Origin of the sequence: Nocardia mangyaensis (assembly GCF_001886715.1) — a bacterium.
GTDB classification, from domain to species: domain Bacteria; phylum Actinomycetota; class Actinomycetes; order Mycobacteriales; family Mycobacteriaceae; genus Nocardia; species Nocardia mangyaensis.
On sequence record NZ_CP018082.1, the window covers coordinates 250,258 to 273,700 of the forward strand.

Annotated in this window: 23 protein-coding genes, 1 tRNA gene and 1 other RNA gene; 15 read left to right on the top strand and 10 right to left on the bottom strand. The window is 67.9% G+C overall.

All coding sequences use genetic code 11. The features are described from left to right. Positions 1-11: 11 nt before the first annotated feature. The 5 genes from BOX37_RS01140 (at position 12) to tgt (ending at position 6,670) form a co-directional block, all read left to right on the top strand. Positions 12-608 carry a TetR/AcrR family transcriptional regulator gene (locus tag BOX37_RS01140; protein ID WP_071925821.1) on the top strand — a complete coding sequence of 199 codons (597 nt, stop codon included), beginning with the start codon at positions 12-14 and terminating at the stop codon, positions 606-608. 82 nt (positions 609-690) lie between these two features. Next, complete coding sequence (locus BOX37_RS01145; protein ID WP_071925822.1) at positions 691-1,167, top strand: RrF2 family transcriptional regulator; 477 nt, start codon at positions 691-693, stop codon at positions 1,165-1,167. An 82-nt stretch (positions 1,168-1,249) separates the two neighbouring features. Beyond that, on the top strand, positions 1,250-2,983 hold the full coding sequence (locus BOX37_RS01150) for an ABC transporter ATP-binding protein (RefSeq protein WP_071925823.1): 1,734 nt from the start codon (positions 1,250-1,252) through the stop codon (positions 2,981-2,983). Continuing rightward, entirely contained in the window at positions 2,980-4,887 is a 1,908-nt protein-coding gene (locus tag BOX37_RS01155) for an ABC transporter ATP-binding protein (protein ID WP_071925824.1), read from the top strand. The genes BOX37_RS01150 and BOX37_RS01155 overlap by 4 nt, the downstream gene beginning before the upstream one ends. Before the next feature lie 520 nt (positions 4,888-5,407). Then, complete coding sequence (tgt, locus tag BOX37_RS01160) at positions 5,408-6,670, top strand: tRNA guanosine(34) transglycosylase Tgt (protein WP_071925825.1); 1,263 nt, start codon at positions 5,408-5,410, stop codon at positions 6,668-6,670. A gap of 16 nt (positions 6,671-6,686) precedes the next feature. Here the strand turns inward: tgt and BOX37_RS01165 are convergent, their stop codons facing one another. After that, positions 6,687-7,460, bottom strand: a complete 774-nt coding sequence (locus BOX37_RS01165) for a queuosine precursor transporter (RefSeq protein ID WP_071925826.1) — start codon at positions 7,458-7,460, stop codon at positions 6,687-6,689. A gap of 62 nt (positions 7,461-7,522) precedes the next feature. On the opposite strand from BOX37_RS01165, the gene BOX37_RS01170 reads away from it, so the two are divergent. After that, positions 7,523-8,092, top strand: a complete 570-nt coding sequence (locus BOX37_RS01170) for a DUF4190 domain-containing protein (RefSeq protein WP_071925827.1) — start codon at positions 7,523-7,525, stop codon at positions 8,090-8,092. A gap of 69 nt (positions 8,093-8,161) precedes the next feature. On the opposite strand, the gene BOX37_RS01175 is transcribed toward BOX37_RS01170, so the two are convergent. From BOX37_RS01175 to BOX37_RS01185, 3 genes are read right to left on the bottom strand one after another with little or no spacing between them, the layout of a single operon-like run. After that, on the bottom strand, positions 8,162-8,827 hold the full coding sequence (locus tag BOX37_RS01175) for an RDD family protein (RefSeq protein ID WP_071925828.1): 666 nt from the start codon (positions 8,825-8,827) through the stop codon (positions 8,162-8,164). Between the two features lie 43 nt (positions 8,828-8,870). Continuing rightward, entirely contained in the window at positions 8,871-9,806 is a 936-nt protein-coding gene (gluQRS, locus tag BOX37_RS01180; RefSeq protein WP_071925829.1) for a tRNA glutamyl-Q(34) synthetase GluQRS, read from the bottom strand. Between the two features lies 1 nt (position 9,807). After that, positions 9,808-10,293: a DUF309 domain-containing protein gene (locus BOX37_RS01185; protein ID WP_071925830.1), complete on the bottom strand. Its 486-nt coding sequence runs from the start codon at positions 10,291-10,293 to the stop codon at positions 9,808-9,810. A gap of 430 nt (positions 10,294-10,723) precedes the next feature. Between BOX37_RS01185 and BOX37_RS01190 the strand changes: the two genes are divergently transcribed. Together BOX37_RS01190 and BOX37_RS01195 are read left to right on the top strand one after the other, a co-directional pair. Further along, positions 10,724-10,921 (top strand): DUF397 domain-containing protein, encoded by a 198-nt coding sequence (locus tag BOX37_RS01190; RefSeq protein WP_240505165.1) that lies wholly within the window; start codon positions 10,724-10,726, stop codon positions 10,919-10,921. A gap of 86 nt (positions 10,922-11,007) precedes the next feature. Then, positions 11,008-12,432, top strand: coding sequence for a WS/DGAT domain-containing protein (locus tag BOX37_RS01195; RefSeq protein WP_071925832.1), 1,425 nt, complete (start codon positions 11,008-11,010; stop codon positions 12,430-12,432). Here the strand turns inward: BOX37_RS01195 and BOX37_RS01200 are convergent. Continuing rightward, positions 12,429-12,905: a helix-turn-helix domain-containing protein gene (locus BOX37_RS01200; protein WP_071925833.1), complete on the bottom strand. Its 477-nt coding sequence runs from the start codon at positions 12,903-12,905 to the stop codon at positions 12,429-12,431. The two genes, BOX37_RS01195 and BOX37_RS01200, sit on opposite strands and share 4 nt — an antisense overlap. Before the next feature lie 268 nt (positions 12,906-13,173). Beyond that, entirely contained in the window at positions 13,174-13,818 is a 645-nt protein-coding gene (locus BOX37_RS01205; protein ID WP_071925834.1) for a helix-turn-helix domain-containing protein, read from the bottom strand. 129 nt (positions 13,819-13,947) lie between these two features. Here BOX37_RS01205 and BOX37_RS35705 point away from each other — a divergent pair, with 129 nt between their 5' ends. Both BOX37_RS35705 and BOX37_RS01210 read left to right on the top strand, forming a co-directional pair. Further along, positions 13,948-14,079: a hypothetical protein gene (locus BOX37_RS35705; RefSeq protein WP_019044495.1), complete on the top strand. Its 132-nt coding sequence runs from the start codon at positions 13,948-13,950 to the stop codon at positions 14,077-14,079. 110 nt (positions 14,080-14,189) lie between these two features. After that, positions 14,190-15,638: a threonine/serine exporter family protein gene (locus BOX37_RS01210; RefSeq protein ID WP_084759369.1), complete on the top strand. Its 1,449-nt coding sequence runs from the start codon at positions 14,190-14,192 to the stop codon at positions 15,636-15,638. Position 15,639: 1 nt separating this feature from the next. Here BOX37_RS01210 and BOX37_RS01215 read toward each other — a convergent pair whose 3' ends face one another. Then, positions 15,640-16,068 (bottom strand): DUF5994 family protein, encoded by a 429-nt coding sequence (locus tag BOX37_RS01215; RefSeq protein WP_156910226.1) that lies wholly within the window; start codon positions 16,066-16,068, stop codon positions 15,640-15,642. 265 nt (positions 16,069-16,333) lie between these two features. Then, a tRNA-Ser gene (locus BOX37_RS01220) sits at positions 16,334-16,421 on the bottom strand. 147 nt (positions 16,422-16,568) lie between these two features. Here BOX37_RS01220 and BOX37_RS01225 point away from each other — a divergent pair. The 3 genes from BOX37_RS01225 to BOX37_RS01235 all read left to right on the top strand — a co-directional run bounded on the left by BOX37_RS01225 (position 16,569) and on the right by BOX37_RS01235 (position 18,688). Beyond that, a complete protein-coding gene (locus BOX37_RS01225) occupies positions 16,569-17,129 on the top strand; it encodes a TetR/AcrR family transcriptional regulator (RefSeq protein ID WP_206045751.1) in 561 nt (186 codons plus the stop codon). Positions 17,130-17,155: 26 nt separating this feature from the next. Then, an RNA gene (ffs, locus tag BOX37_RS01230) (signal recognition particle sRNA small type) lies at positions 17,156-17,250 on the top strand. A 148-nt stretch (positions 17,251-17,398) separates the two neighbouring features. Further along, positions 17,399-18,688 carry an aspartate aminotransferase type Ic gene (locus BOX37_RS01235; RefSeq protein WP_071925837.1) on the top strand — a complete coding sequence of 430 codons (1,290 nt, stop codon included), beginning with the start codon at positions 17,399-17,401 and terminating at the stop codon, positions 18,686-18,688. A 39-nt stretch (positions 18,689-18,727) separates the two neighbouring features. Here BOX37_RS01235 and BOX37_RS01240 read toward each other — a convergent pair whose 3' ends face one another. Beyond that, the gene (locus BOX37_RS01240; protein WP_071931087.1) at positions 18,728-19,534 is read right to left on the bottom strand and encodes a methyltransferase domain-containing protein; all 807 of its coding nucleotides are present in this window, start codon (positions 19,532-19,534) and stop codon (positions 18,728-18,730) included. Between the two features lie 112 nt (positions 19,535-19,646). Here BOX37_RS01240 and BOX37_RS01245 point away from each other — a divergent pair, with 112 nt between their 5' ends. Beyond that, positions 19,647-20,225, top strand: a complete 579-nt coding sequence (locus BOX37_RS01245) for an HhH-GPD-type base excision DNA repair protein (protein WP_071925838.1) — start codon at positions 19,647-19,649, stop codon at positions 20,223-20,225. Positions 20,226-20,637: 412 nt separating this feature from the next. On the opposite strand, the gene BOX37_RS01250 is transcribed toward BOX37_RS01245, so the two are convergent. After that, positions 20,638-22,263, bottom strand: a complete 1,626-nt coding sequence (locus tag BOX37_RS01250) for a DUF2207 family protein (protein WP_071925839.1) — start codon at positions 22,261-22,263, stop codon at positions 20,638-20,640. 274 nt (positions 22,264-22,537) lie between these two features. Here BOX37_RS01250 and BOX37_RS01255 point away from each other — a divergent pair, with 274 nt between their 5' ends. Further along, positions 22,538-23,443 carry a neutral zinc metallopeptidase gene (locus tag BOX37_RS01255; RefSeq protein ID WP_071925840.1) on the top strand — a complete coding sequence of 302 codons (906 nt, stop codon included), beginning with the start codon at positions 22,538-22,540 and terminating at the stop codon, positions 23,441-23,443.

Here is a 23,443-nt window from a genome sequence, read left to right on the forward strand (position 1 = left end):
AAGATCTGCGCATGGCTGCCCGACACACCAACGACACCGTCGCCGCAGGTGGAGGCACCAAGCAGGCGATTCTCGATGCGGCGGTCCACCTGTTCGGGGCCAAGGGTTTCGAGCAGACGAGCCTGCGTGAGGTCGCCGATATGGTGGGAATCACAAAGGCGTCGCTCTACTACCACTACGCCTCGAAGCTCGACCTGCTGCTGGCGATCATCGATCCGATCATCGATCACATTCGCGACATCGTCACCGACATCGACGCCGTCCCCTACGACGACGAGGGTATCCGCGCGGTGTTGCGCACCTATCTGCGCGGGATGATCCGGCACCGTGCCGCGGGCGCGCTGTGCGTGCGCGACACCGCCGCCATCGTCAACGCCATCGCCGACCGCTATCCGGATCTGATGGAACCCACCAGGGAGCTGCGGCTGTGGCTGGCCGGACCCGAACCGACCGACCAGCGTCGCCTGCGCGCGTCGGCCGCGATCGAGGTGCTCGGGGTCGCCCTGCTGTCGACCGAGCTCGCCCCGGGCGTGGGTGACGAGGTGGTCGAGAAGACCCTGCTCGACGCGGCCACCTGCGTACTGACCGGCTGTGTCAACTCGGCATGATCGGGCGGCCCGCGTGGTCACGCCGCGCTACCGCCTCCGGCCGCTGACCACTCCTGCCCGGGGCAGCGCGTAAGTTCGACCCGTGCATATCACCGCCAGGGTCGACTACGCGGTGCGAACGTTGCTCGAGCTCGCGGCTGCCGACGGCGTCGTCAAGGCCGAGTCCATCGCCGCCGCCGCCCAGATCCCACCGAAGGTGCTGGAGTCTGTGCTGGCCGAGCTGCGCCGGGCCGAGCTCGTGCTCAGCAGGCGCGGTCCCGACGGCGGCTACCGGCTGGCCAGGCCCGCGCCGCAGATCTCGGTGGCCGATGTGATCCGCGCGGTGGAATCGCCGCTGGCCTCGGTGCGCGGGCAGCGACCCGAGGACGTGCGCTACCCGGGCGCGGCCGAGCCACTGCAGCAGGTGTGGATCGCGCTGCGGGTGAACATCCGCGCCGTGCTGGAGAACGTCTCCATCGCCGATATCGCCGACAACCAGCTGCCCGGCTTCATCGCCGAGCTCGTATCCGACCCCGGAGCGTGGGCGCGTCGCGAGCCGCGGACCTCCGCGGGGGCATGAGTACTCCACACCCCCCGGTTATCCACAGGTCGAGTAAAACTACGGGGCTTCACACTTCCCCACGCGGTAGCCTGCGACCACCATGTTGATCACCCTGCTGCGGACCTATCTGGCCCCGTACCGCGCCCAGCTGGCCGCGGTCCTCGTCCTCCAGCTGATCGCGGTCATCGCGATGCTCTACCTGCCCAGCCTCAACGCCGACCTCATCGACGACGGCGTCACCAAGGGCGACATCGGCTTCATCTGGACCACCGGCCTGTGGATGCTCGCGGTGAGCTTCGTGCAGATCGTGGCCTCGGCGGCCTCGGTGTACTTCGGCGCGCAGGCGGCGATGGGAGCCGGGCGCGACATGCGCGGCGGGGTACTGCACCGGGTCGAGACCTTCTCGGCACGGGAGGTCGGCGTGTTCGGCGCGCCCTCGCTGATCACTCGCTCCACCAACGACATCCAGCAGGTGCAGCTGCTCATCGTCATGTCGGTGACGATTCTGGTGATGGCACCGATCATGTGCATCGGCGGCATCGTGATGGCGCTGCGCGAGGATCTCGGGCTGTCCTGGCTGCTGCTCATCGCGGTGCCCGCCCTCGCGCTGTCGATGGGCACCATCGTGGCCCGCATGGTGCCCGGCTTCCGGCAGATGCAGACGCGCATCGACGAGGTCAATCGGGTGCTGCGCGAGCAGATCACCGGCATCCGGGTGGTGCGCGCCTTCGTGCGCGAGCGCCAGGAGATCTGGCGCTTCGGGATGGCCAACCGGTCGCTCACCGATGCCTCGCTGCGGGTCGGCAAGCTGGCGGCGCTGATGTTCCCCACGGTCATGCTGATCAGCAATGTCACCGCCGTCGCGGTGATCTGGTTCGGCGGGCACCACGTCGACGAGGGGACCATGCAGATCGGTTCGCTCACCGCGCTGCTGTCCTACATCATGCAGATCCTGATGGCCGTCATGATGGCCTCGTTCCTGGCGATGATGGCCCCGCGCGCCGCCGTCTCGGCCGACCGGATCGCGGCCGTGCTCGAAACCGAGTCCTCGGTCCGCCCGCCGCGGCTGCCGCAGCCCTTCGCGGGCGACCCGGCCACCGTCGATGTGCAGTTCGCCGAATTCGCCTATCCCGGCGCGGAGAAGCCGGTGCTGCGCGGCATCCGCTTCCAGGTCGCGCCCGGCACCACCACCGCCGTCGTCGGTTCCACCGGCTCGGGCAAGTCCACGCTGATCAACCTGATCCCGCGGCTGATCGATGTCACCGACGGTGCGGTCCATGTCGGCGGCACCGATGTGCGCCACCTCGATCTGGAACTGCTGCGCGGCGGCATCGGCCTCGTTCCGCAAAAGGCGTACCTGTTCTCCGGGACCATCGCCACCAACCTGCGCTACGGCAAGCCCGAGGCCACCGACGAGGAACTGTGGCACGCGCTCGAGGTCGCCCAGGCGGCCGATTTCGTGCGGGAGATGCCGCAGGGGCTCGATACCCCCGTCGCCCAGGGCGGGACCACGGTCTCGGGTGGTCAGCGACAGCGACTGTGCATCGCCCGCGCGCTGGTGCGGCGGCCGCGCGTCTACCTGTTCGACGACTCGTTCTCCGCACTCGACGTGGCCACCGACGCCCGCCTGCGCGCGGCGCTGAAGCCGGAGACGTCCGACGCGGCGGTGATCATCGTCGCCCAGCGGATCCAGACCATTCGCGACGCCGACCAGATCGTCGTGCTCGATGACGGTGCCATGGCCGGCCTCGGCACACACGACCATTTGATGCAGCGATGTCCGCAGTACCGCGAGATCGTCGAGTCCCAGCTGAGTGTGGAGGAGGCTCGATGAGGCCAGGCGCGCCGGGCCCCGGAGCCCCGGGGACCAAGCCGAAATCGTTCGGCCCGTCACTGAAGCGGCTGCTGCGCAGACTCGCTCCCGAACGGTTCACCGTCGGCGTGATCATCGCGCTGGTGATCACCGCCGTCGTGCTCAACACGCTCGGCCCGTATCTGCTCGGCAAGGCGACCAACCTCGTCTTCGACGGTTTCGTCGGCAAGGAGCTCGACCCCGGTCTCAGCAAGGAGCAGACCGTCGAGCTGCTGCGTCAGCAGGGCGAGAACACCCGCGCCGACATGCTCTCGGCGATGAACGTGATCCCCGGCACCGGCGTCGACTTCCATGCCGTCGGCCAGGTGCTGATCCTGGTGCTCTCCCTGTACGTGGCCGCCTCGGTCTTCGGCTGGCTGCAGGGCTATCTGCTCAACATCGTCATCAACCGGACGGTGAAGCGGTTGCGCGACGAGGTGGAGAACAAGCTGCACCGCCTCCCGTTGCGCTACTTCGACACCGCGCCCCGCGGTGACGTGCTCAGCCGCGTCACCAACGACGTCGACAATGTCTCGCAGAGCCTGCAGCAGACCATGAGCCAGCTGCTGGTCTCGCTGTTCACCGTGGTCGGCATCCTGATCATGATGTTCTGGATCTCGCCGCTGCTGGCGCTGATCGCGCTGCTCACCGTGCCCGCGGCGATCATCGTCACCGCGCAGATCGCCAAGCGGTCCAAGCCACACTTCGTCGACCAGTGGAAATTCACCGGTGAGGTGAACGCCTCGGTCGAGGAGGCCTACACCGGCCACGAGATCATCACCGCCTTCGGCCGCGGTCGCGAGGTCGGCGAGGAGTTCGACAAGCGCAACCAGAAGCTCTATGACGCGAGCTTCAAGGCGCAGTTCATCTCCGGCCTGATCATGCCCGCGATCATGTTCCTCGGGAACATCAACTTCGTGTTCATCGCCCTCGTCGGCGGTCTGCGGGTGGCCACCGGCAACCTGTCACTCGGTGAAGTGCAGGCATTCATCCAGTACTCGCGCCAGTTCAGCCAGCCGCTCACCCAGATCGGCGCGATGGCGAATCTGCTGCAGTCCGGTGTCGCCTCCGCCGAGCGGATCTTCGAGATCCTCGACGCCGAGGAACAGAGCCCGGACCCGCTGGTGGAGAACCAGCGTCCGGTCGATCGCGGGCGCGTCGAATTCGAGGGGGTGTCCTTCGGCTACGACCCGCAGACCCCGATCATCGAACGACTCTCGCTGGTCGCCGACCCGGGCCACGTCATCGCCATCGTCGGGCCGACCGGCGCGGGCAAGACCACGCTGGTCAACCTGCTGATGCGGTTCTACGAACTCGACGCGGGCACCATCACGATCGACGACGTCGACATCACCACCATCACCCGCGACCACCTGCGCTCGCGCATCGGCATGGTGCTGCAGGACACCTGGCTGTTCAAGGGCACCATCCGGGAGAACATCGCCTACGGCAACCCCAACGCCTCCGAACACGACATCCAGGCCGCGGCCCGCGCCGCCTACGTCGACCGATTCGTGCACTCCCTGCCGCGTGGCTACGACACGGTGATCGACGAGGAGGGTGGCGGAGTCAGCGCGGGAGAGAAACAGCTGATCACCATCGCCCGCGCGTTCCTGGCCAAGCCGTCGATCCTGATCCTCGACGAGGCGACCAGTTCGGTCGACACCCGCACCGAACTGCTGGTCCAGCAGGCCACTGCGGCCCTGCGCCGCGATCGCACGAGTTTCGTGATCGCGCACCGGTTGTCGACGATTCGCGACGCCGACCTGATCGTGGTGATGGAGAAGGGCCGCATCGTCGAACACGGCAACCACGAACGCCTGCTGACCGAGCGCGGCGCCTACTACCGCCTCTACAACGCCCAGTTCGCGGCTGTGTTGGATTGAGCGCTGGCGCGCTCGAGTTCGCGCCCCCGGCGGTCCCGACGATCAGGCACCGTGGCTTGCTCCTTCGTCGCGTACGCCACGGCGCCTGATCGTCGGGACGGGCGCGAACCGCCGACTGCGTCGGCGATCCCTCCTCGAGGTCGGGATATGCGGGGTTGGGTTTGTTGGAGCGGTGGCGGGTTCGGGGTTCGCGTTGCTGGGCGGTCCTGTTGATCGGGCACTGTTGCTTGCTCCTTCGTCGCCTGCGCCACGGCGCCTGATCGTCGGGACGGGCGTGAACCGCCGACTGCGTCGGTGGACCCTCCTCGAGGTCAGGTCGTGCGGGGGTGGGAGTGCGGTCGGTGAACGGGTTGTCAACGGGCTGGACGAATGGGTGCGTGCGTGCGGGCGGACCTGGACAGTTGGGCTGGGGGTTTCGCTCGGGGCGCGGGTGCCCGTCAGATGTGCGGTGGATGCTCTCGAGGTGGGGTCGTGCGGGGCTGGGTCTGGTGGGTGTCCAGGGACTTGGCACGATGAGTGGGTGGCTGATTGCAGTGAGTTCGCGTTCGCGGTGGGTACCCGTCTCGATGGTGGGCGCCATGGTCGGACCGGGGTGATCAGTACCCCGCACGGGGAGATCGCCACGCCCGCCTTCATTCCGGTGGGAACCAAGGCCTCGGTGAAGGCGGTTCTGCCGGAGGCGATGAAGGAGCTGGGCGCGCAGGCGCTGCTGGCCAACGCCTATCACCTGTACCTGCAGCCCGGCGCGGACATCGTCGACGAAGCGGGCGGGCTCGGGAAGTTCATGAACTGGCCGGGGCCGACATTCACCGACAGCGGTGGCTTTCAGGTGATGTCGCTCGGGGTCGGGTTCAAGAAGGTGCTCGCGATGGAAGCCGTCGACATCCGCTCCGATCAGGTGATCGCCGCGGGCAAGGAACGGCTGGCCACCGTCGACGACGACGGGGTCACCTTCCGCTCGCACCTGGACGGCTCCAAGCACCGGTTCACGCCCGAGGTGTCGATGGGCATCCAGCACGAGCTCGGCGCCGACATCATGTTCGCCTTCGACGAGCTGACCACGCTGATGAACACCCGTGGCTACCAGGAGAAATCGCTGCAGCGCACGCACGAGTGGGCCCAGCGCTGCATCGACGAGCACGAACGTCTCACCGACAAGCGGGCCCACCGCCCGTATCAGGCGCTGTTCGCGGTGATCCAGGGCGCGCAGTACGAAGACCTGCGGCGCAAGGCCTGTCGCGAGCTGGAGACGATCCGCGGCAGTGGCGGAACGGAATTCGACGGCTACGGCATCGGCGGTGCGCTGGAGAAGCACAATCTGGGCACCATCGTCGGCTGGTGCTGCGACGAGCTGCCCGAGCACAAGCCGCGCCACATGCTCGGCATCAGCGAACCCGAGGACATGTTCACCGCCATCGAGAACGGCGCGGACACCTTCGATTGCGTCAACCCCTCGCGGGTGGCCCGTAACGCGGCGATCTACGTGGACGAGGGCCGGTTCAACATCAACACCAGCCGGTTCCGTCGCGATTTCACCCCGATCGACGAGAACTGTGACTGCTACACCTGCGCGCACTACACCCGCGCCTACCTGCATCACCTGTTCAAGGCCAAGGAGATGCTCTCGGCGACGCTGTGCACGATCCACAACGAGCGGTTCACCGTGCGGCTGGTCGACCGGATCAGGGCCAGCATCGAGGGCGGCTACTTCGACGCGTTCAAGGCCGAGTTCCTCGGGCAGTGGCAGGGCCGGATCAAGGCGCCCGGGTCGACGTCGTCGTGACCCGGGCGCCGCGCGCTCAGTCGTGCAGCGCGTCGCGTTTCGCCGGGGCGTAGGTGGGTTCGGACTTCTTGAGCAGCGCGATCACCCGATAGGTGACGGGCAGCATCACCACCTCGCACAGCGTCTTCCAGAGGAAGCCGATGATCACGAAGTTGACGAACGACTGCCAGGTATCGATGCCGATGGCGGTGGCGGCGATCGAGCAGAAGATGAGGGTGTCGGCGAATTCGCCGATCACGGTGGAACCGATCAGCCGGGCCCACAGGTGCTTTTCCTTGGTGCGTTCCTTGATCAGCACCAGCGTCGCCGAGTTCAGCAGCTGGCCGACGAAATACCCGGCCAGGCCGGCGAGCACCAGTTGCGGCGTGGTGCCGATGACGGTGCGGAAGGCGTCCTGGTTGTCGTAGAAGCCCGCGGGTGGCAGCTGGATGGCGATCGCGAACGCGCCCACGGTGAGCAGCAGCGCGGCGAAGCCGGTGTAGATGGCGTGGCGGGTGGCGCGGAAGCCGTAGACCTCGCTGAGCACATCACCGAGGATGTAGGCCAGCGGGAACAGGAAGAAGGCGGCGTCGGTGGTGATCGGCAGGAGTTGCAGTGGTCCGAGCATCGCCGAGTGGTCGGCGAAGAACTCCACGCCCTTGGTGGCGCAGATGTTGGAGATGATCAGCGTCGCGGTGAACGCGGCGACGATGACCGGATAGAACCCCCGCGCAGCCTGGGCGAACGCCGCATGGTTCGGCGCGGGGTGCCCAGTTTCGGTGGGTTTGTCGAGAGCGTTTGCATCAGTCACGCCCTCTATCCAACCAAGGTCGCGCCGCGCCACGGGCCCGGGTTGTGGAATAGGCTGTAGTAATGACGAATCCCGGCGATTCCGACGAGTGGTGGAAGCAGTACGGCGGCTCCGGCGTGTCGCCGGAGTCCGGCGCGCCGGGTTCGGTGCCGCAGTACCCGACCGCCCCGCCGTCGCAGCCTTCCCAGCCGCAGTCTCCCAGCTACCCGTCGGCGCCGCAGTACCCACAGCAATCCGCTCCGCCGCCCTCGCAGCCGCAGTACCCGAACTACCAGCAACCGCAGGCGGGGGCGCCGCAGTACCCGCAGCAGCCCGGCTACGGCGGGTACCCGCAGGCCGGTGGCTACCAGCCCTATGGCGCCTACCCCCAGCCGCAGGGCACCAATGGTCTGGCCATCGCCTCGCTGGTGACCTCGCTGATCGGCATGTGCACCTGCATCGGATCGATCGTCGGCATCGTGCTCGGTGTGATGGCGCTCAACCAGCTCAAGGAGCGCGGTGGTGAGGGTCGCGGGATGGCGCTGGCCGGCATCTGGATCGGTGCGATCACCCTGGTGCTCGGCCTTCTGTACGTGGTGTTCGTGATGGTCCTCGGCTTCGCCGGCGGGTGGGAAACCACGTCGACCTACTGACCCGCACAGACGACAACAGGGGCGCTTCCGGATTCGGAAGCGCCCCTGTTTCTTTGCGTCAGCCGCGAATCAGCCCTTGACGACCTGCGTGCCGCCGGCGAACTTGTCGTGCCAGCCCTGCTTGTTCGGGTCCTGGGAGATGGTGACCATGATGTAGATCGCCAGACCCAGACTGGCCAGGCTGCCGATGCAGGGGACCGCGCCGACGGCGACGAACAGGTTGCGCTTGAGCGACTGCTCCGGCGTCAGGTTCGGGGCGCCGCCGGGGGCGACGACGCGCAGCCCGAGGATCTTCTTGCCCAGCGAGGTGCCCTGGGTGACCTCCATGGCCACGAAGTAGCCGTAGAGCGCCAGCGAGCCGATGAATCCGGTTGCCAGCTGTACCGTGTTGCCGGAGAGGACGAGCGAGAGCACGATCGCGATCGGGATGCTCACGATCAGGTTGTCGATGATGCGCGCACCGATCCGGATGCCCAGGTCGGCCGGGGTGACCCCACCGAATCCCTGCTGCCCGTAAGGGTCCTGACCGTAGCCCGCTTGCGGGTACGCTTCCTGCCCGTATCCGGGCTGTTGCTGCTGCTGGCCATAGGGATCGGCGCCGTAGCCGGGCTGAGGCTGGCCATAGGGCTGCTGCTGTCCGTATCCCGGCTGCTGCTGGCCGTAGGGATCCTGGCCGTAGCCGCCGGGCTGACCGCCCTGCGGGTACTGGTTGGGGTCGTAACCACCGCTGGTCATAGATTCGTCCTCGTCGTGATCAGTAGATCGGTCGATGCGTACGTTACGGACATCCCTCTGGTCGGAACAACCCGATAGGCTCGAGTATCCATGGTTTTCCGGGGATGTGTGTGGGGTCGAATACTTCGCGGAGCTCCGCTGTGGTCCGCGCGGAATACCCGAGCGAGTCGGCGATCGCGCTCAGTACGCCCTCGGGCGTGTTGCCCAGCGCGCGTTGATCCGAAAGGCTCACTGCCCCGTCACGTTTGGCCAATCGCTTGCCCTCCTGATTGAGCACGAGCGGCACGTGGGCGTAGGTCGGCGCGGCGTGTCCGAGTAGTTCGGCGAGGTAGGCCTGGCGGGGCGTGGACGGCAGCAAATCGTCACCGCGCACCACCTGGTCGATGCCTCCGGCGGCGTCGTCGACCACCACGGTCAGGTTGTAGGCGGGGATGCCGTCACCGCGGCGCAGCACCAGATCGTCGACGGCGCCGCGATAGCGGCCGTGCAGCTGATCGATGATCTCGTAGTCGGTGACCTCGGCGCGCAAACGCAGGGCGGCGGGCCGACCTTCGGCGCGCCGGACGGCGCGCTGCGCCGCGGACAGGTGTCGGCAGGTGCCCGGATAGGCGCCCATCGGGCCGTGCGGTGCCGTGGCGGCCTGCTGGATCTCGCGTCGGGTGCAGAAACACTCGTAGGTGTGTCCGGCGGTGATGAGTTCGGCGATGGCCGCCGCGTAGGCGGGCAGACGCTCGGACTGGTGGACGACGGGACCGTCCCAGTCGATGCCGATGGCGGCGAGGTCGTCGAGTTGACGCTCGGCGGCGCCGGGCCGGACCCGGTCGAGGTCGTCGACCCGGAGAAGAAACCGCCGCCCGGTGGTTCGCGCGAACAACCAGGCGAGCACGGCGGTGCGCAGGTTCCCGATGTGCAGCTCACCCGACGGGCTCGGGGCGTAGCGGCCCGCGCCCGGAGCATGGCTGGTCGACACTGCACCCATTCTAGGTGGATTCGGCGCGCAGCCTCGGCCGCAGCCGGTCCTCGGTGATCTCGGCGCCGGAATCGAGGGCGCCGAGCAGCTCGCGCGCGTGCGCGATCAGTCCGTCGCGGTCGACATCGTGGTGCTGGGCATTCGCCGGATACACCGTGAGCCGCTCGCTCGCGCGGCGCAGGAGGGTGCCCGCACCCTTGCGGTTTCCGCGCTGGATGTGGGTGATACCCACCGCGTATTGCGCCAGACCCTGCCAGAGCATCCGCTCGGCTACCGGCCCGTTCTTCCATGCCGCTTCCAATACCTCGTGCGCGTTGAATGCCAGACCATCGTCCAGCAGTTGCTGAGCGAAGGTCAGAGTTTGCTGGGGTGACAACTCGAGGTCGTCCGGAATTCGGGTCACTCCGGCACTGCCGGGCGGCAGTGGCCTGCCGAGTCGGTCGCGGGGACGGTCGTTGCGGGCACGACCTGCGGCGTCGCGGTCACGGGAGATCATTCCCCCATGATCCATGTCTGCTCACGATGGTGCCCATGGGGCGGGTGAGGTATCGCGGAAAGTGACGTATCACGGACTAATCACACCGGTGCAAAAGTTGATGTGTCAGCGGGCATTGGAATGGGTAAGGGTGGCTGGCAATGGTCCCGCAAACGTGAAACTTCGCAACATTGGCAAAAGGATATGAGAAAGCAAATTCTCATCCGCAAACTTGCGGAAGACCTGCTAGTGTCTCTTCCGCGGGGGCAGCCCCCGGAGGCGGAAACGCCTCGATGCGCTGGTTCGTGCCGGTTGGTTGCGCGTGCCGTGTGGCAGTGTCTGTGTGCCACGAAGTAACTCGTCGGTCGCGCCGGAATCCGAAATATTGCAGCGATTCCAGGAGTAATCCCGTTCTCGATGACACAAAGGAGCAAGTGCCGTGGGAGTTGATGTGACGAACGCTGTGTGGCGGAAGAGCACCTACAGCGGACCTGATGGGAACTGCGTGGAAGTGGCCTTTCTGCCGGGCGCCGAGGTGGCGGTCCGTGACACGAAGGATCTCGGCAGCGGCCCCATCCTGGCCTTCGGACCGGGAGCGTGGGACGCCTTTCTGGCCGACGTCAACTCGGGAGTGTTCAGGCAAGACTGAATCCGCACCATGCGCGTCGCGCAGGCAGCCCCGGCCCCGGGTCGGTAGGACTCGGGGCCTTCTCGTCGGTGGCCTATCGTGGCCGGATGACGAGGATGGCCCCGCGCGACGCGACGATGTTCTGGCTGTCGCGCCGCACCGCCAATGATGTGTTCCTGCTCTACTCTTTCGCCGAAAACGCCACTGCCACCGATGAACTCCGCGCATTCGTCGCGGCGCGCGCCGCGCGCATTCCGGATCTGCGGATCCGGTTGCAGGAGATTCCGGGTGACCTCGACTATCCCCGGTGGATATCCACCGAATTCGTCGCCCAGCAATTCGTCACCCATCGGCCCGAGGGCCTGTCGTGGCACAGTCTGCTCGATCGCGTCGGCGAACTTCTGGGCACCGGCCTCGATGCCACCGAATACCCTTGGCGCATCCATGTTTTCCGCGCGGTGCGGGATGCGCCGGGGTGGTCAGGTCCGGTACTGGTGGCTATCCTTCAGGTTTCCCACGCGCTGGCCGATGGCACCAGGGCTGCCGCGATCGCTCGTTCTCTCTTCGGTTCGACATCCGAGGTTCTCCACAGCTCTCCCGTTGCGCCTGTGGATAACTCGGGAGACCACCCCGCCGTACCAGCGAAGACCCCCACGCGGCCTGTGTATTCCTGTGGACAAGTCTGTGGATGGACCCCGCTGACAGCGGCCGTGAGTGTGCTTGGGGTACTGCGGTTTCCCCAGCAGGCAGCGGAAACCATCTGGCGTGGTCACGCCGCCTATCGCGCACAGCGGGAGCTGGCCGAGCGAACCGCGACGGGCGAGGTCCCCGCGGCCGCAACCGGGTTCGCGCCCTGCGCACTCAACCCGGCAACGCCGGTCGCCGGTCACCGAGTCCGCTTGCTCGTCGTCGACGCGACCGAACTGCGCGTTCCCGGCCGCACGGTGACTGTCGTTGCATTGACAGCGATTTCACGCGCACTCACCAGCTGTCTCGCCGAACGCGGCCAGCGCCCCGAGCGACTCGGTACCGCGCTCCCGATGGCGCTGCCCAGTCAAGGCGCCGCGCGCAACAACTACCGCGGCCTGTCGATCGACCTGCACATCGAGGAACCGGACCTGCGCCTGCGCGCCACCCTGATCGCCGACGGCCTCGCCACCCGCCGCGACCGAGCGCTCAATCCACTACTCGCCGCGCAGGATCGCGTGAGCGAGGTGGTGCCGGCCGTGCTGGCCGTGCGCGATGTCGAGCGCGCCGATCTGCACAGCGTGCCCGACGCCCTCGACGGCAACACGGTCGTCTCCAGCGTCTACCGCGGCGCGGCCGATCTCGCCTTCGCCGGTGCGCCGGTGCTGTTCACCGGTGGCTTCCCCGCGCTCGGCACGGTCATGCACCTGACGCACGGCGTGCACGGCATCGGTGAAAAACTCACCCTGTCGGTACATTCCGATCCCCGGGTGCTGCCCGACCCGGATCGCTACCTGGAGCTGATCGCCGAGTCGCTGGCCGCCGTCGTCGCCGCGCACGGTTAGTGCTTCCCGACGGTCCTGGCCAATTCGATGCTGACCGCGCGCAGCGCCGAGTGCAGCGCGGTCGCGGGGTCGGTGCCCGCGGCCTCGCCCTCGACCAACCCGTCGATGCGAAACGGGCAGAAATAGCCGGTTCCGGTGTCGCCCTGGTGCGGTCGGCCGATCTCGATGAGCGGATGTCCCGCGCGGTGCGCGGCCGCGATGGCCGTGGCGAGCGCGGCGTCGGCGGCGCGTGGGTCACGTCGGCGGGTGCGCGGTAGCGCGGGCACGGATTGGGAGTGGATGCGTTCGTACCAGGCGATCACCTCGGACGGTGCTGCGCGCGTACCGGTTTCGTAGTGACCGAGCGCGGCCCTGCTGTACGGGACGCGAGCCGCCAGCGCGGTCAGGGACAACCCGGATTCTTCGCGTAGCTGTCGCAACCGCGCTCCGACGATGGTGGTCGCGCCGTTCCCCTGCTCGCCCCGACTGGACATGAGGCCATCGTAGAGAACTGTAGACGTTTGTAGACGCTTTTTGCTGTCCAAAAGGTCTTGACGGCGACCATACTTTTCACCGGTGGCTTCGTCATCACCATACCGCGCCACCCGTGCGGCAGTGACTCGTTCGGAGGGGACCGATGGACATCTACGTGTGGATTGCTCTGGGGCTGTTGGTGTTCGGGGCGCTGACCCGCTACCTATTACTCCTGCCGCCCCCGGAAACCGCCGCACGCCCGAGCGTGGCCGACATCCGGCTGCGGCTTCAGGCCGAGCGCGCCGTCCCCGGCCACGACTCGACGATGCCGTCGGTGCGCAACAGTTCCCACAGCAGCTTCTCGGCGTCGGACTTCTCCCTGGCCAGCGCACTCCAGCCGCGGACGAGGCCGTCGCCGCCGGATTTCGTCGTCCACGAGCCGACGGCGTGAGCGCCTTGGGGGTGCAGCGAGTAGTAGATGGTGCCGACCGGGAACGCGATGTCCATGCCGCGAACCCAGCCGGTCAGTGCGTCACCGTCCCACACCCGCATCTCGCCACGGACCTGCGCGACCGGCTCCGCCTCCGCCGCTGGGGTTTCCGCGTCCGAGTCGAGCAGCAGATGGTCACCCTCGTGCCGGATGTTCACCGCGGCCACCTCGACCTGCTCGCCGTGCTTCGCCGCCTTCTGCCAAGCCGCCCACCACCGACCGGCCAGGTCGACGCGGTTGTCCACAATCCCCGCCAACTCGGCCAGCGAGATCTGCAACGCCTCGGCCAGCCGGATCGCGACCGGCAGCGTGGGCGACTGCTCCTCGGATTCGTACCGGGTGATCTGTCGCGAGCTCACCCCGATCGCGGTGGCGAGCGCGGGCTGCGACAACCCGAGCAGCCGCCGCCGCTCCTGGATCACCTTCCCCGTCCCGGTGTTCATACAGTCATCGCCTCCATCGCTGGCCCCTACCGTCACACCCTGCTGGACACATCCGCACCAGACCCGCCGACCTCGCGCGCCGCCCTGCGCGATCACGAAGACCGCTGGCGCGCCGCGCATGCCGACTGCGTGGCCGATTCTCCCATTTCTTCGCTGCAGCAGGCCCGTTTCGTGCTGACTCAGCACGACGGGTGCGGTCCGCGCTGCCTGCAACACCTGGCGGCGACGGCCTACAGCACCGGTTTGATCGACGACATCTGAGCCTACGACGCGCGGTGAGGTGCTCGGCGCGCGCCTGTGTAACAGGCGACACGTTGACGAACACGTTGCGAGGAGCCGAACCCCCTTCGCACGCCATTACCGTCGTGGGTATGAGTGTGGACCCTGAGGTGGAAGGCGACGGCGGTACGGCCACCGAGCGCCGAGGTCTGCGTTCCCGGTGGCGGCTGCGCCGCCCATTCATCCTGCCGTCGCAGCGCGCGACGGCCGACAACATCGTCGCCGCGCCCACCCCGCTGCAGCCGATCGACCTCACCGACGACGCCGAGGTGTCGCAGGTGCTCGATCTCGCGGTGCGGGTGGGCGAGGTGGTGCTGGCCGCGGGCACCGGTGTCGGTGACACCTCGGCGCAGGTCCGGTTCATCGCCTCGACCTACGGCCTGGACAGATGCGATATCGACGTCACCTTCGACGCGATCCGCATCACGGCCGACCGTGGCCCCCGGCTACCACCGGCCAGCGACATGCGGGTGGTGAAGTACCGCTCGCTCGACTTCACCCGCCTCGCCGCGGTCGACCGGCTCACCCGACGGATCCGCAGCCAAGTCGTCCCCGTCGACGAGGCGCATGCCGCACTGGACGAGATCGTCTCGGCGCGGCACCCGTATCCGCGGTGGGCCTCGACCGCGGGCTGGTCGCTGCTGGCGGCCGCGATCGCGGTGCTGCTCGGCGGCGGGCTCGTCCTCGCCGCCATCAGTTTCGCGACCACCGCGCTGATCGATGTGGTCAATCGGGCGCTGCACCAGCTCGGTCTGCCGATGTTCTTCCAGCATCTGGTCGGCGGTGTCATCGCCGCCGCGCCCGCGATCGCGCTGGCCTCGATCAGCGATCACTGGCGCGCCGACGCGGCGCTGATCGTGGCCGCGGGCATCACGGTGCTGCTCAGTGGGCAGCAACTGGTCGGTTCGGTGCAGGACGCGATCACCGGCGCGCCGATCACCGCCGCTGCCCGCATGCTCGAGGTGCTGATGATGACCGGCGGCATCATCGCCGGTATCGGTCTGGCGCTGCGGGTGTCGACCATGCTCGGGATCGCGGTGCCCGAGATCGCGGCCTCGGCCGGGCGCGACACCGAGTATCTGGGGATCAAACTCGCCGCCGGTGCGGTGGCGGCGATCGCCTTCACCCTGGCCTGCTACGCCGAGCGGCGAGCGCTGCTCGCGGCCGGGCTCAGCGGCGCGGGCGGCACCTTGGTCTTCCTCGGCGCGCAGGACATCGGCTTCGGCCCGGTCGTCGCCTCGGGCATGGCGGCCACCGTGATCGGGCTGGCCGGTGGTCTGATGGCGCGGCGCGCGCTCACGCCGCCGCTGGTCGTCGCGGCCGCGGGAATCACGCCGCTGCTGCCGGGTCTGAAGGTGTATCGCGGCCTTTACGCCCTGCTGGAGGACGAGTCACTGATCGGGTTCAGTCAGCTGGTCGGCGCGTTCGGCGTCGGCTGCGCGCTGGCCGCGGGCGTCATCCTCGGTGAGTGGTTCGACCGGTTGCTCAGCCGCCGCGGTACCCCGCGCGACTTCGACCCGACCTATACCAGCGACCGCTGACCTAGGTGCTCCGCACCAGAGTGCGTGGACCGTCGGCCGCGGTCTCGGCGGGCGCCGGGTCCTGGACGCGGGGTTTGCCCGCCGCCCAGCGCATCTGGCTGCGGGCCGCGGGCGCCTCGGTCGCTGCGGGGATGACGAGCAGCGCGAGCGTCGCGCCGTTGCTGCCCACGAGGTGCATGATGCGCGAGGCCTGCTCGCCGGTGGTGCCGGTGCCGGGTTCGCTGCTGTTCCAGTCGAATCCGAGCCGGGCCAACTTGCCGATGCGCGGTCCGACCGCGGCCACCAGTTGGTGCAGTTCGGTCATCGGCTGATCGGTACGCGGCCACCAGGCGCCGTCGATCGGGCCGGTGGTGGCATCGCGGTCGCGCAGCATCAACCGGATCGGCCCGGTCGCGTCGCGACCGATGCTCGTTTCAGGTGCTGTATTCACTACGGATGTTTTCTTTCTCAAGTCTGTGCGGTCGACGCCGTCAACGACATCGACCGGCGCACGCCGTCCATCTGGGCCGGGCGCGAAGGTTGGGTACCCACTCCACTGTGTCGGCACGCACTTCTTTGTGAGGTGCGGCGACGCCGGTGGGTGGATGTGGTGGGGATCTCCCGCACCATCGGGGTTCACTCTACGGATGCCTACCGACAGATCCACCGATTAAACGAACAGGGCCCCGACCGGCGAACCGATCAGGGCCCTGCTGTGGCGGAGGATAGGGGATTTGAACCCCTGAGGGCGTTAACCCAACCCGCGTTCCAGGCGAGCGCCATAGGCCACTAGGCGAATCCTCCGTGGAGCAGCATAGCGGCAGCGGTGCCCCGGTGTAAAAACGGGTCGGGTCGGCGAGGCCGGATCCGGGCACTATACGGCTGCGTACACTGAGTGCCCCGGCCGCTCTTGCTGCGGTCATCGTCGAGCGATATGAGGTGGGACACGTCGTGGGCGCCGCGCGAACTCCCCGAGCCAGATGGGTCGAGGAAGGTCTGCGAGTGCTGGCCGCCTCGGGCGTCGACGCCGTCCGGGTGGAGGCGCTTGCCAAGCGCATCGGCGTCACCAAGGGTGGGTTCTACGGATACTTCGCCGACCGCGACGCCCTGCTCACCGAGATGCTCGACGAGTGGGAGCGCGAGGCCGTCGACCAGGTGATCGACCAGGTCGACCAGCCCGGCATCGACGCCAAGACCAAGGCCAGGATGGCCGGACTGCTCACCTTCTCCAGCCAGCGGCTGCTGCCGATCGACCTCGCGATCCGCGGCTGGGCCCGCCGCGACACTGCCGTCGCCGAGCGTCTGCGCCGGGTCGACAATCGGCGAATGGCCTTGCTGCGCGAGACGATCGGTGAATTCTGCGATGATCCCGACGAAGTCGAGGCGCGCAGTCTGCTCGCGTTCTGCGCGGTCATCGGCGGACACTTCCTCGCCGCCGATCACGAGGGCCGCACCCGCGCCGAGGTGTTCGATCGGGCCACCGACCTGCTGTTCGACACCCGTGATCGCTAGTGCGCTCGTTTACCGCTACACTGGCCGACGGATCCCGCGCGGCGCGCATCCTGTGAACTCCCCCAGGGCCGGAAGGCAGCAAGGGTCAACGGGCTCTGCCGGGTGCGCGGGGTCCCCTTAAATCTCTCAGGGGTCCCGCCGGATCGATCCGCCTACGCACCTTCGCAGCGTGCGAGCCCGATCCGGGCCCGGATACCCCACCGATTCCGAGCAACCGCCGGGTAACGTTGCTGCTACCCCCACCTTGCTGCTTCGAAAGGCTGCCCAGGATGCCCCGGCAAACGCAGATCGGTTTGATGAGCCACGCGGAACTCGTGTCAGAGCACGAGTCGCAGAACGCGAACTATGCGACGCTCAAGACTGCGAAGCTCACGCTGGATCTCACCCGAGGTAAGCCCTCGCCGGAGCAATTAGACCTGTCGACGCCGCTGCTGTCGCTGCCCGGCGACGGCGACTTCCGCGACGGTTCCGGCACCGACTGCCGCAACTACGGCGGCCTCACGGGTCTGCCCGAGCTACGCGCGATCTTCGGCGAACTGCTCGGCATCCCGGTCGAGCAGTTGCTGGCGGGCAACAACGCCAGCCTCGAACTCATGCACGACATCATCGTGTTCTCGATGCTCTACGGCACCCCGGACTCACCGCGCCGCTGGGCGGCCGACGAGCCGATCAAGTGGTTGTGCCCGGCCCCGGGTTACGACCGGCATTTCGCCATCACCGAGGCGCTCGGCATCGAGATGATCACCATCCCGATGCGCCACGACGGCCCCGACACCCGTGCCATCGCGAAACTGCTCGCCGAGGACCCACAGATCAAGGGCCTGTGGGCGGTGCCGAACTACTCCAACCCCACCGGCGTCGTCTACTCCGAAGAGATTGTCCGCGAGCTGGTCTCGCTGCCCGCCGCACCGGACTTCCGGCTGTTCTGGGACAACGCCTACGCGGTGCACCCGCTCACCGACACCGCCGCGCCGGTGCTCGACGTGCTCGGCATGGCCGCGGCGGCGGGCAACCCGAACCGGCCGCTGGTCTTCGCCTCCACCTCCAAGATCACCTTCGCCGGTGCCGGCGTGAGCTTCTTCGGCGCGTCCAAGGCCAACATCGACTGGTACCTCGGGCATGCCGGGAAGAAGAGCATCGGCCCCGACAAGGTCAATCAGCTGCGGCACCTGCGCTTCTTCACCGACGCCGCGGGCGTGCGTGAGCACATGCAGAAACACCGCAAGCTGCTCGAGCCCAAGTTCGCGCTGGTTCGCCGGATCCTCGAGGACCGCCTCGGCGCCTCGAAGGTGGCCTCCTGGACCGAGCCCAGGGGCGGCTATTTCATCAGCCTCGACGTGCTGGAGGGCACGGCGGCGCGGGTGATCGCGCTGGCCAAGGACGCCGGCATCGCGTTGACCGCGGCCGGTTCGGCCTTCCCCTACAGCACCGATCCCGAGGACAAGAACATCCGTATCGCCCCCAGCTTCCCGCAGCTGCCGGAACTGGAGAAGGCGATGGAAGGGCTCGCGACCTGCGTGCTGCTCGCGGCCACGGAGAAACTGCTCGACCAGCACTGACCGTGCGGCCGGGCACGTTCGCACGTGCCCGGCACCGGCTCAGTTCGGCTTGTGCACCAGTGTGCCGAACAGGGTGACCGAGATGTGGATGTCGCCACGGTCGGCGCCCGCCTGCAGATCGACGATGAGCTGGTCGCGCTCGGCGCTGGTGATCACCCCGCGCAGGGCGGCCAGCCCCGCGATCCTGGTGACCAGCGCACCCGCCCCCACCGTGCGATCCTGCACCAGTGCGTGCGAGCCGATCCCGTCGACGACCAGGCCGGCCCCGCTGAGTAGCCCCGCGATCCGGCGCCCCGACAGCGGGTTGGTGGTGGACGAGATCAGGGTGTCGATCACGGCGCCGACCACCCGCTGATCGCCCGGGTGCACGATCGCGGTTGCCCAGTCGGCATCGACCACCACCGCGCGACCACCCGGCCGCAGCACCCTGGCGATCTCGGCCGCCGCCCGCGCCGGCGCGGTGAGGTGCTGGAACACCCGCTCGCACAGGACCGCGTCGAAGCTGTCGGTGCCGAAGGGCAGACCGTAGGCGTCACCGGAGACGAAGGCCGCCGTCGAGCCACGCTCGGTGCCGCGCCGCTCGGCCGAGGCCAGCAGGTTCGGATCGGGTTCGACACCGACGGCCGTGCCGGTCGGCCCGACCGCGTCGGCGAAGGCGAACACCTCCGAGCCGGTGCCGGAGCCGATGTCGAGCGCGGTCTCGCCGGGGCGCAGCGCCAGCGCGTCGTGACTCCAGGTGCGTAGCGCGCTCATCCCCGGCTGGGTGACTTCCAGGTCGTGCGCGTCGATCAGCTGATCCTGGCCCGCTTGATCGAAGCGGGCGGGTCGTGGGCTGTAGTTGGTCATGCGTACCGCCATCATCGAGATATCGAGACTGTGTGGGCGCGGTTCGGTGGGCGCCGTAGTCCTCGGGAGCATGGGTCATGAGGGTACTAGTGAAATGTGTCACGATGAACGCATGACTCGTACGCTGTGTCTGGCCCAGGACCCCGAGGCCGACGAACTCCTCAGCACCGATGATTTCGCGTTGCTGCTGGGAATGCTGCTCGATCAGCAGTACCCGATGGAACATGCGTTTCGCGGTCCCCGGAAACTCGCGGAACGCATGGGCGGATTCGATCTGCGCCGGATCGCCGAGGCTGATCCCGCCGACTTCGAGGAACTCGCCGCGACCCCACCCGCCATCCACCGCTACGGCCGGTCGATGGCGCGGCGTGCGCAGGCGCTCGCCCAGTACGTGATCGAGCACTACGACGGCGTCCCCGCCGGGATCTGGACCGACGGCGATCCCGACGGCAAGGAGGTGCTGCGCAGGTTGCAGGAACTGCCGGGGTTCGGCGCGCAGAAGGCGAAGATCTTCCTCGCGCTGCTCGGCAAACAGCGTGACGTGCGTCCCACCGGCTGGCAGAAGGCCGCGGGAGCCTACGGTGACGAGAACTCGCGACGTTCGGTCGCCGATGTCGTCGATGCCGAAACACTCGCCGAAGTAAGGGAATTCAAGAAGCAGGCCAAGGCCGCCGCGAAAACGTCCGGGTGAATCACCATGATCGATGAGCCCTGCACCCCGTCGGCCGAGTAGCAACACTCGGTCGCCCGGCGAAGCCTCATTCGGGTCATCGGGAGGCGCAATCGGCCAATTCGTGCGCTGCCACGTCCCACGTGTAGGAACACCCACCACGGCAGCAGCCTGTACTTCTACGTCCGGGAGATCGCGGGCATCGCGGTCACCCTCGACGGCCGGGTGCACACGCATTCACCGGTTACCGGCCCACGTGGCTCGGGCGTTCACACAGAGTACTCAGCTGCCGCCCACCGACCTTCGGATCAGTGAGTTCGGTGGGAAGGTGCAGGAATTCGCGGCGGTGGTCACCTCGCTGAGCGCGCTGTACGCCGATCCGCTGGCTGCTGTGCGACGAGTCCGAACTCCCGAACATCCCATTCGCTGTCGTTCAGCGGGGGTTGAAGGCGCCTTCCAAGGCCGTGATGAAGAAGGGGAACTGGGAGGCGAAGCGGTGCAGGTTGTGGTCTCGGTCGTAGCCCGCGAACCAATAGAGGCCGGGTTGGGAGTCGGCGGAGGGGTCCATGTCGCGGAAGGTGCGGATCCAGTTGTCGGCTCGGCCGCTGATGAGGGTGTAGGGCAGCGCTCGGGAGAAGACTGTTTCCTGGTCGATGGGGGGGATCTGGTCCCGGGCGATGGTGTCGAGGCCGCGCTGCATGGCGCGGACCCGGCCTGCGACGGTGTCGCCGAAGGGGGTTCGGGTCGGTAGGTAGTTGGGGAGCAGCATCGCGGCGGCACCTGCCAGGGCGATGGCGACGCCCACCAGGGCGTGGCCGGAGGTCAGGGCGAGCACGACGGTGGCGACGGCGCCGACGACGATCAGGGCCCCGCCGATCCAGCGGGGCAGTGCGCGCTGCTTCGGGTCGGCGAAGGCGCCGGTGGCGACCGCGTCGGCGCGCATGGCGGCGCGGATGGGGTCGAGTTGCACGCGGCCGGGGGCGCGTAGTTCGCGGACGGCGACGGTGTCGGTGCCCTCGGGCAGCAGCATGTCGTAGACGGCGCGTTCGTAGTCGCGGAGCTGGTCGTCGGGGGCGTTGACGCGGCTGATCCGCCAGTCGTCCTCGCCGCGCGCGTTCACCGGCGTGATCCACAGGTAGCGCCGCGCCGCGAGATCGACGACGGTGGCGGCGATGTCGACGGGATCGACCTGCGCATCGAGCAGCAAGCCCGCCTCGCCGGGCAGCACGCCGTCAGGGGAGGTGAAGTCCACCCGGCCGCCCTGCTGGACGAGCGGATCGAAGTTCGCACCGCCCGCGGTCGCCGTGGCGGCGCGCTTGCGGGCGGCCAGCAGGTAGGCGAACATTGCCGCCAGGGCCAGCAGTAGCGCGCCGAAGGCGGCGTAGACGGGCGCGGTCAGCGAGAACGCGCCCGCCGAACTGCCGTCGCGGATATCGGCATTGGCGGGCACCGTGCTGGGCGGCATCTGCAGGGTGAGATCGATCGCGTCGCCCTTGCGCAGGTCGGTCTGACTCAGATACAGCACGCCGTCGGGTTCGACGTGTACATCGGCGCACGGCCTGGAATTGCCCGCGGGGCCGAGTTTGCAGTCGACGATGCCCATCTGGAAGCTCGGGCTGATCACCGAGACGTCCAGTGCGGCGATATCGGCGTTGAGCACGCCAAGCCAGTGGAACACCTGGGTGCCCGGTGCGTCGGAGACCGTGTTGTGTACGGAGTAGGTGAACTTCGATTCACCAGGGTTGGCCTCGACGACGAACTGATCGTTGGCCGTCGTCGCGGTGCCCGCCCCGGTCGCGGTGACGTCGGTGACCTTGAACACCCGCTCGACATCGTCGCCGATCTTCAGGCGCAGCGGCAGTGACATCGTGAAGCTGCCATCAGCGGGCACTCCGACGGTCTCGACAACCTCGAGCACGCCGTCATCGGTGAGGGTGAGGTCGGCGGTGATCGTCACACCGGCGGGTGCGGGCTGCGTGTGGGCAACCGGGGCGGCCGCGAACAAGCCCGCTGAAGCGAGCAGCAGCGCGCCCGCGGCGCCCCCCCGAAAAGTCAGCATGGCTGCTTACTCTAGACAGCTTGCTATTCTGCGTCAGCGGCTGTCGGCGACTCAGGAGACGAGGGGGTACGGGGGAGTGACCCAACCACCGTACGGTTATGGCCCACGCGGGCCTGGTGGACGACAGGTTCCGCCGCCTCCTGGCTATGGGCCGCCCCCGGGATATCGCCCACAACCCGGATACGGTCCGCCCGGATACCCGCAGCCGCAGAGTTATCCACAGGGCTACGTACAGCGTCCCCCCGGCCCACCGCCGGGATACCGGCCACCGCCGATGCCGTACGGTCCGCCCGGTCGTCCGACTCCGCCACCGCGCAAGAGCGGCGGCGGATTCCTTTCGACGCTGATCGTGATCATCATCGTCGTGGTGGTCGGTGGTCTGGTGCGCTACGCGGTGAACACCGGTTTCGACGGGGCCATCGGCCCGAGACCGACCACGACCTACACGCCCGGGTCCGGTGAAGCCCCCGCCGCGACCGGTGACAATCCCCTGGTCACCGACACCGACGGCACGCTGGTGCCCGCCTCCTGCGACTACGCGCCGTGGGGCACCCAGGTGGAGCGGGCTCGTGCGTTCTTCGAATCGGCCGCGGTCTGCCTGGAGGCGGCGTGGAAACCGGTGATGGAGCGGAACAGTCTGCCGTTCGAGGCGCCGACGCTCAGCGTCACCGCCTCCACCGCGGGCATCACCACCCCGTGCACCGGCTCGACGAGCAATTTCGCCGCCTTCTACTGCCCGGCGAACAAGACCATCTACATGCCGATCAGCCAGCTGCAGACCGACTACTTCCGCGACAACTGGATCGTGTACCTGTCGGTGTTCGCGCACGAGTACGGCCACCACATCCAGGCGCAGTCGGGCATCCTGATCAAGGCCAACAGTGAACGCCGCGCCGCGGGTGTGCACTCGGACAGGGGGTTGGAGCTCTCCCGCCGTGTCGAGTTGCAGGCCAACTGTTTCGACGGGATGTTCATCTCCTCGACCAGCGACGGCGGCTCACTGACCGCCGATCAGGTCGGCCTGGCCACCGAGGACTCCTACGGTCGTGGCGATCGCGTCGGTGACATGCGCGATCACGGCTCGTCCGAGAACGGCGGCCGGTGGTTCGAGAACGGTCTCGCGCACAATCTGACCTCGCGCTGCAACACCTTCACGGCATCCGCGAGCGAAGTGAGCTGA

Excerpts from the sequence above, each read along its gene's own strand:
- BOX37_RS01245 (WP_071925838.1), top strand. The coding sequence starts at position 19,647 with ATGACTCGTACGCTGTGTCTGGCCCAGGACCCCGAGGCCGACGAACTC.
- BOX37_RS01175 (WP_071925828.1), bottom strand. The coding sequence starts at position 8,827 with ATGACCAGCGGTGGTTACGACCCCAACCAGTACCCGCAGGGCGGTCAG.
- BOX37_RS01195 (WP_071925832.1), top strand. The coding sequence starts at position 11,008 with ATGACGAGGATGGCCCCGCGCGACGCGACGATGTTCTGGCTGTCGCGC.
- BOX37_RS01240 (WP_071931087.1), bottom strand. The coding sequence starts at position 19,534 with ATGACCAACTACAGCCCACGACCCGCCCGCTTCGATCAAGCGGGCCAG.
- BOX37_RS01205 (WP_071925834.1), bottom strand. The coding sequence starts at position 13,818 with ATGAACACCGGGACGGGGAAGGTGATCCAGGAGCGGCGGCGGCTGCTC.
- BOX37_RS01155 (WP_071925824.1), top strand. The coding sequence starts at position 2,980 with ATGAGGCCAGGCGCGCCGGGCCCCGGAGCCCCGGGGACCAAGCCGAAA.
- BOX37_RS01250 (WP_071925839.1), bottom strand. The coding sequence starts at position 22,263 with ATGCTGACTTTTCGGGGGGGCGCCGCGGGCGCGCTGCTGCTCGCTTCA.
- BOX37_RS01210 (WP_084759369.1), top strand. The coding sequence starts at position 14,190 with ATGAGTGTGGACCCTGAGGTGGAAGGCGACGGCGGTACGGCCACCGAG.
- BOX37_RS01235 (WP_071925837.1), top strand. The coding sequence starts at position 17,399 with ATGCCCCGGCAAACGCAGATCGGTTTGATGAGCCACGCGGAACTCGTG.
- BOX37_RS01255 (WP_071925840.1), top strand. The coding sequence starts at position 22,538 with ATGCCGTACGGTCCGCCCGGTCGTCCGACTCCGCCACCGCGCAAGAGC.
- BOX37_RS01170 (WP_071925827.1), top strand. The coding sequence starts at position 7,523 with ATGACGAATCCCGGCGATTCCGACGAGTGGTGGAAGCAGTACGGCGGC.
- BOX37_RS01200 (WP_071925833.1), bottom strand. The coding sequence starts at position 12,905 with ATGTCCAGTCGGGGCGAGCAGGGGAACGGCGCGACCACCATCGTCGGA.
- BOX37_RS01185 (WP_071925830.1), bottom strand. The coding sequence starts at position 10,293 with ATGATCTCCCGTGACCGCGACGCCGCAGGTCGTGCCCGCAACGACCGT.
- BOX37_RS01150 (WP_071925823.1), top strand. The coding sequence starts at position 1,250 with ATGTTGATCACCCTGCTGCGGACCTATCTGGCCCCGTACCGCGCCCAG.
- BOX37_RS01140 (WP_071925821.1), top strand. The coding sequence starts at position 12 with ATGGCTGCCCGACACACCAACGACACCGTCGCCGCAGGTGGAGGCACC.
- gluQRS (WP_071925829.1), bottom strand. The coding sequence starts at position 9,806 with ATGGGTGCAGTGTCGACCAGCCATGCTCCGGGCGCGGGCCGCTACGCC.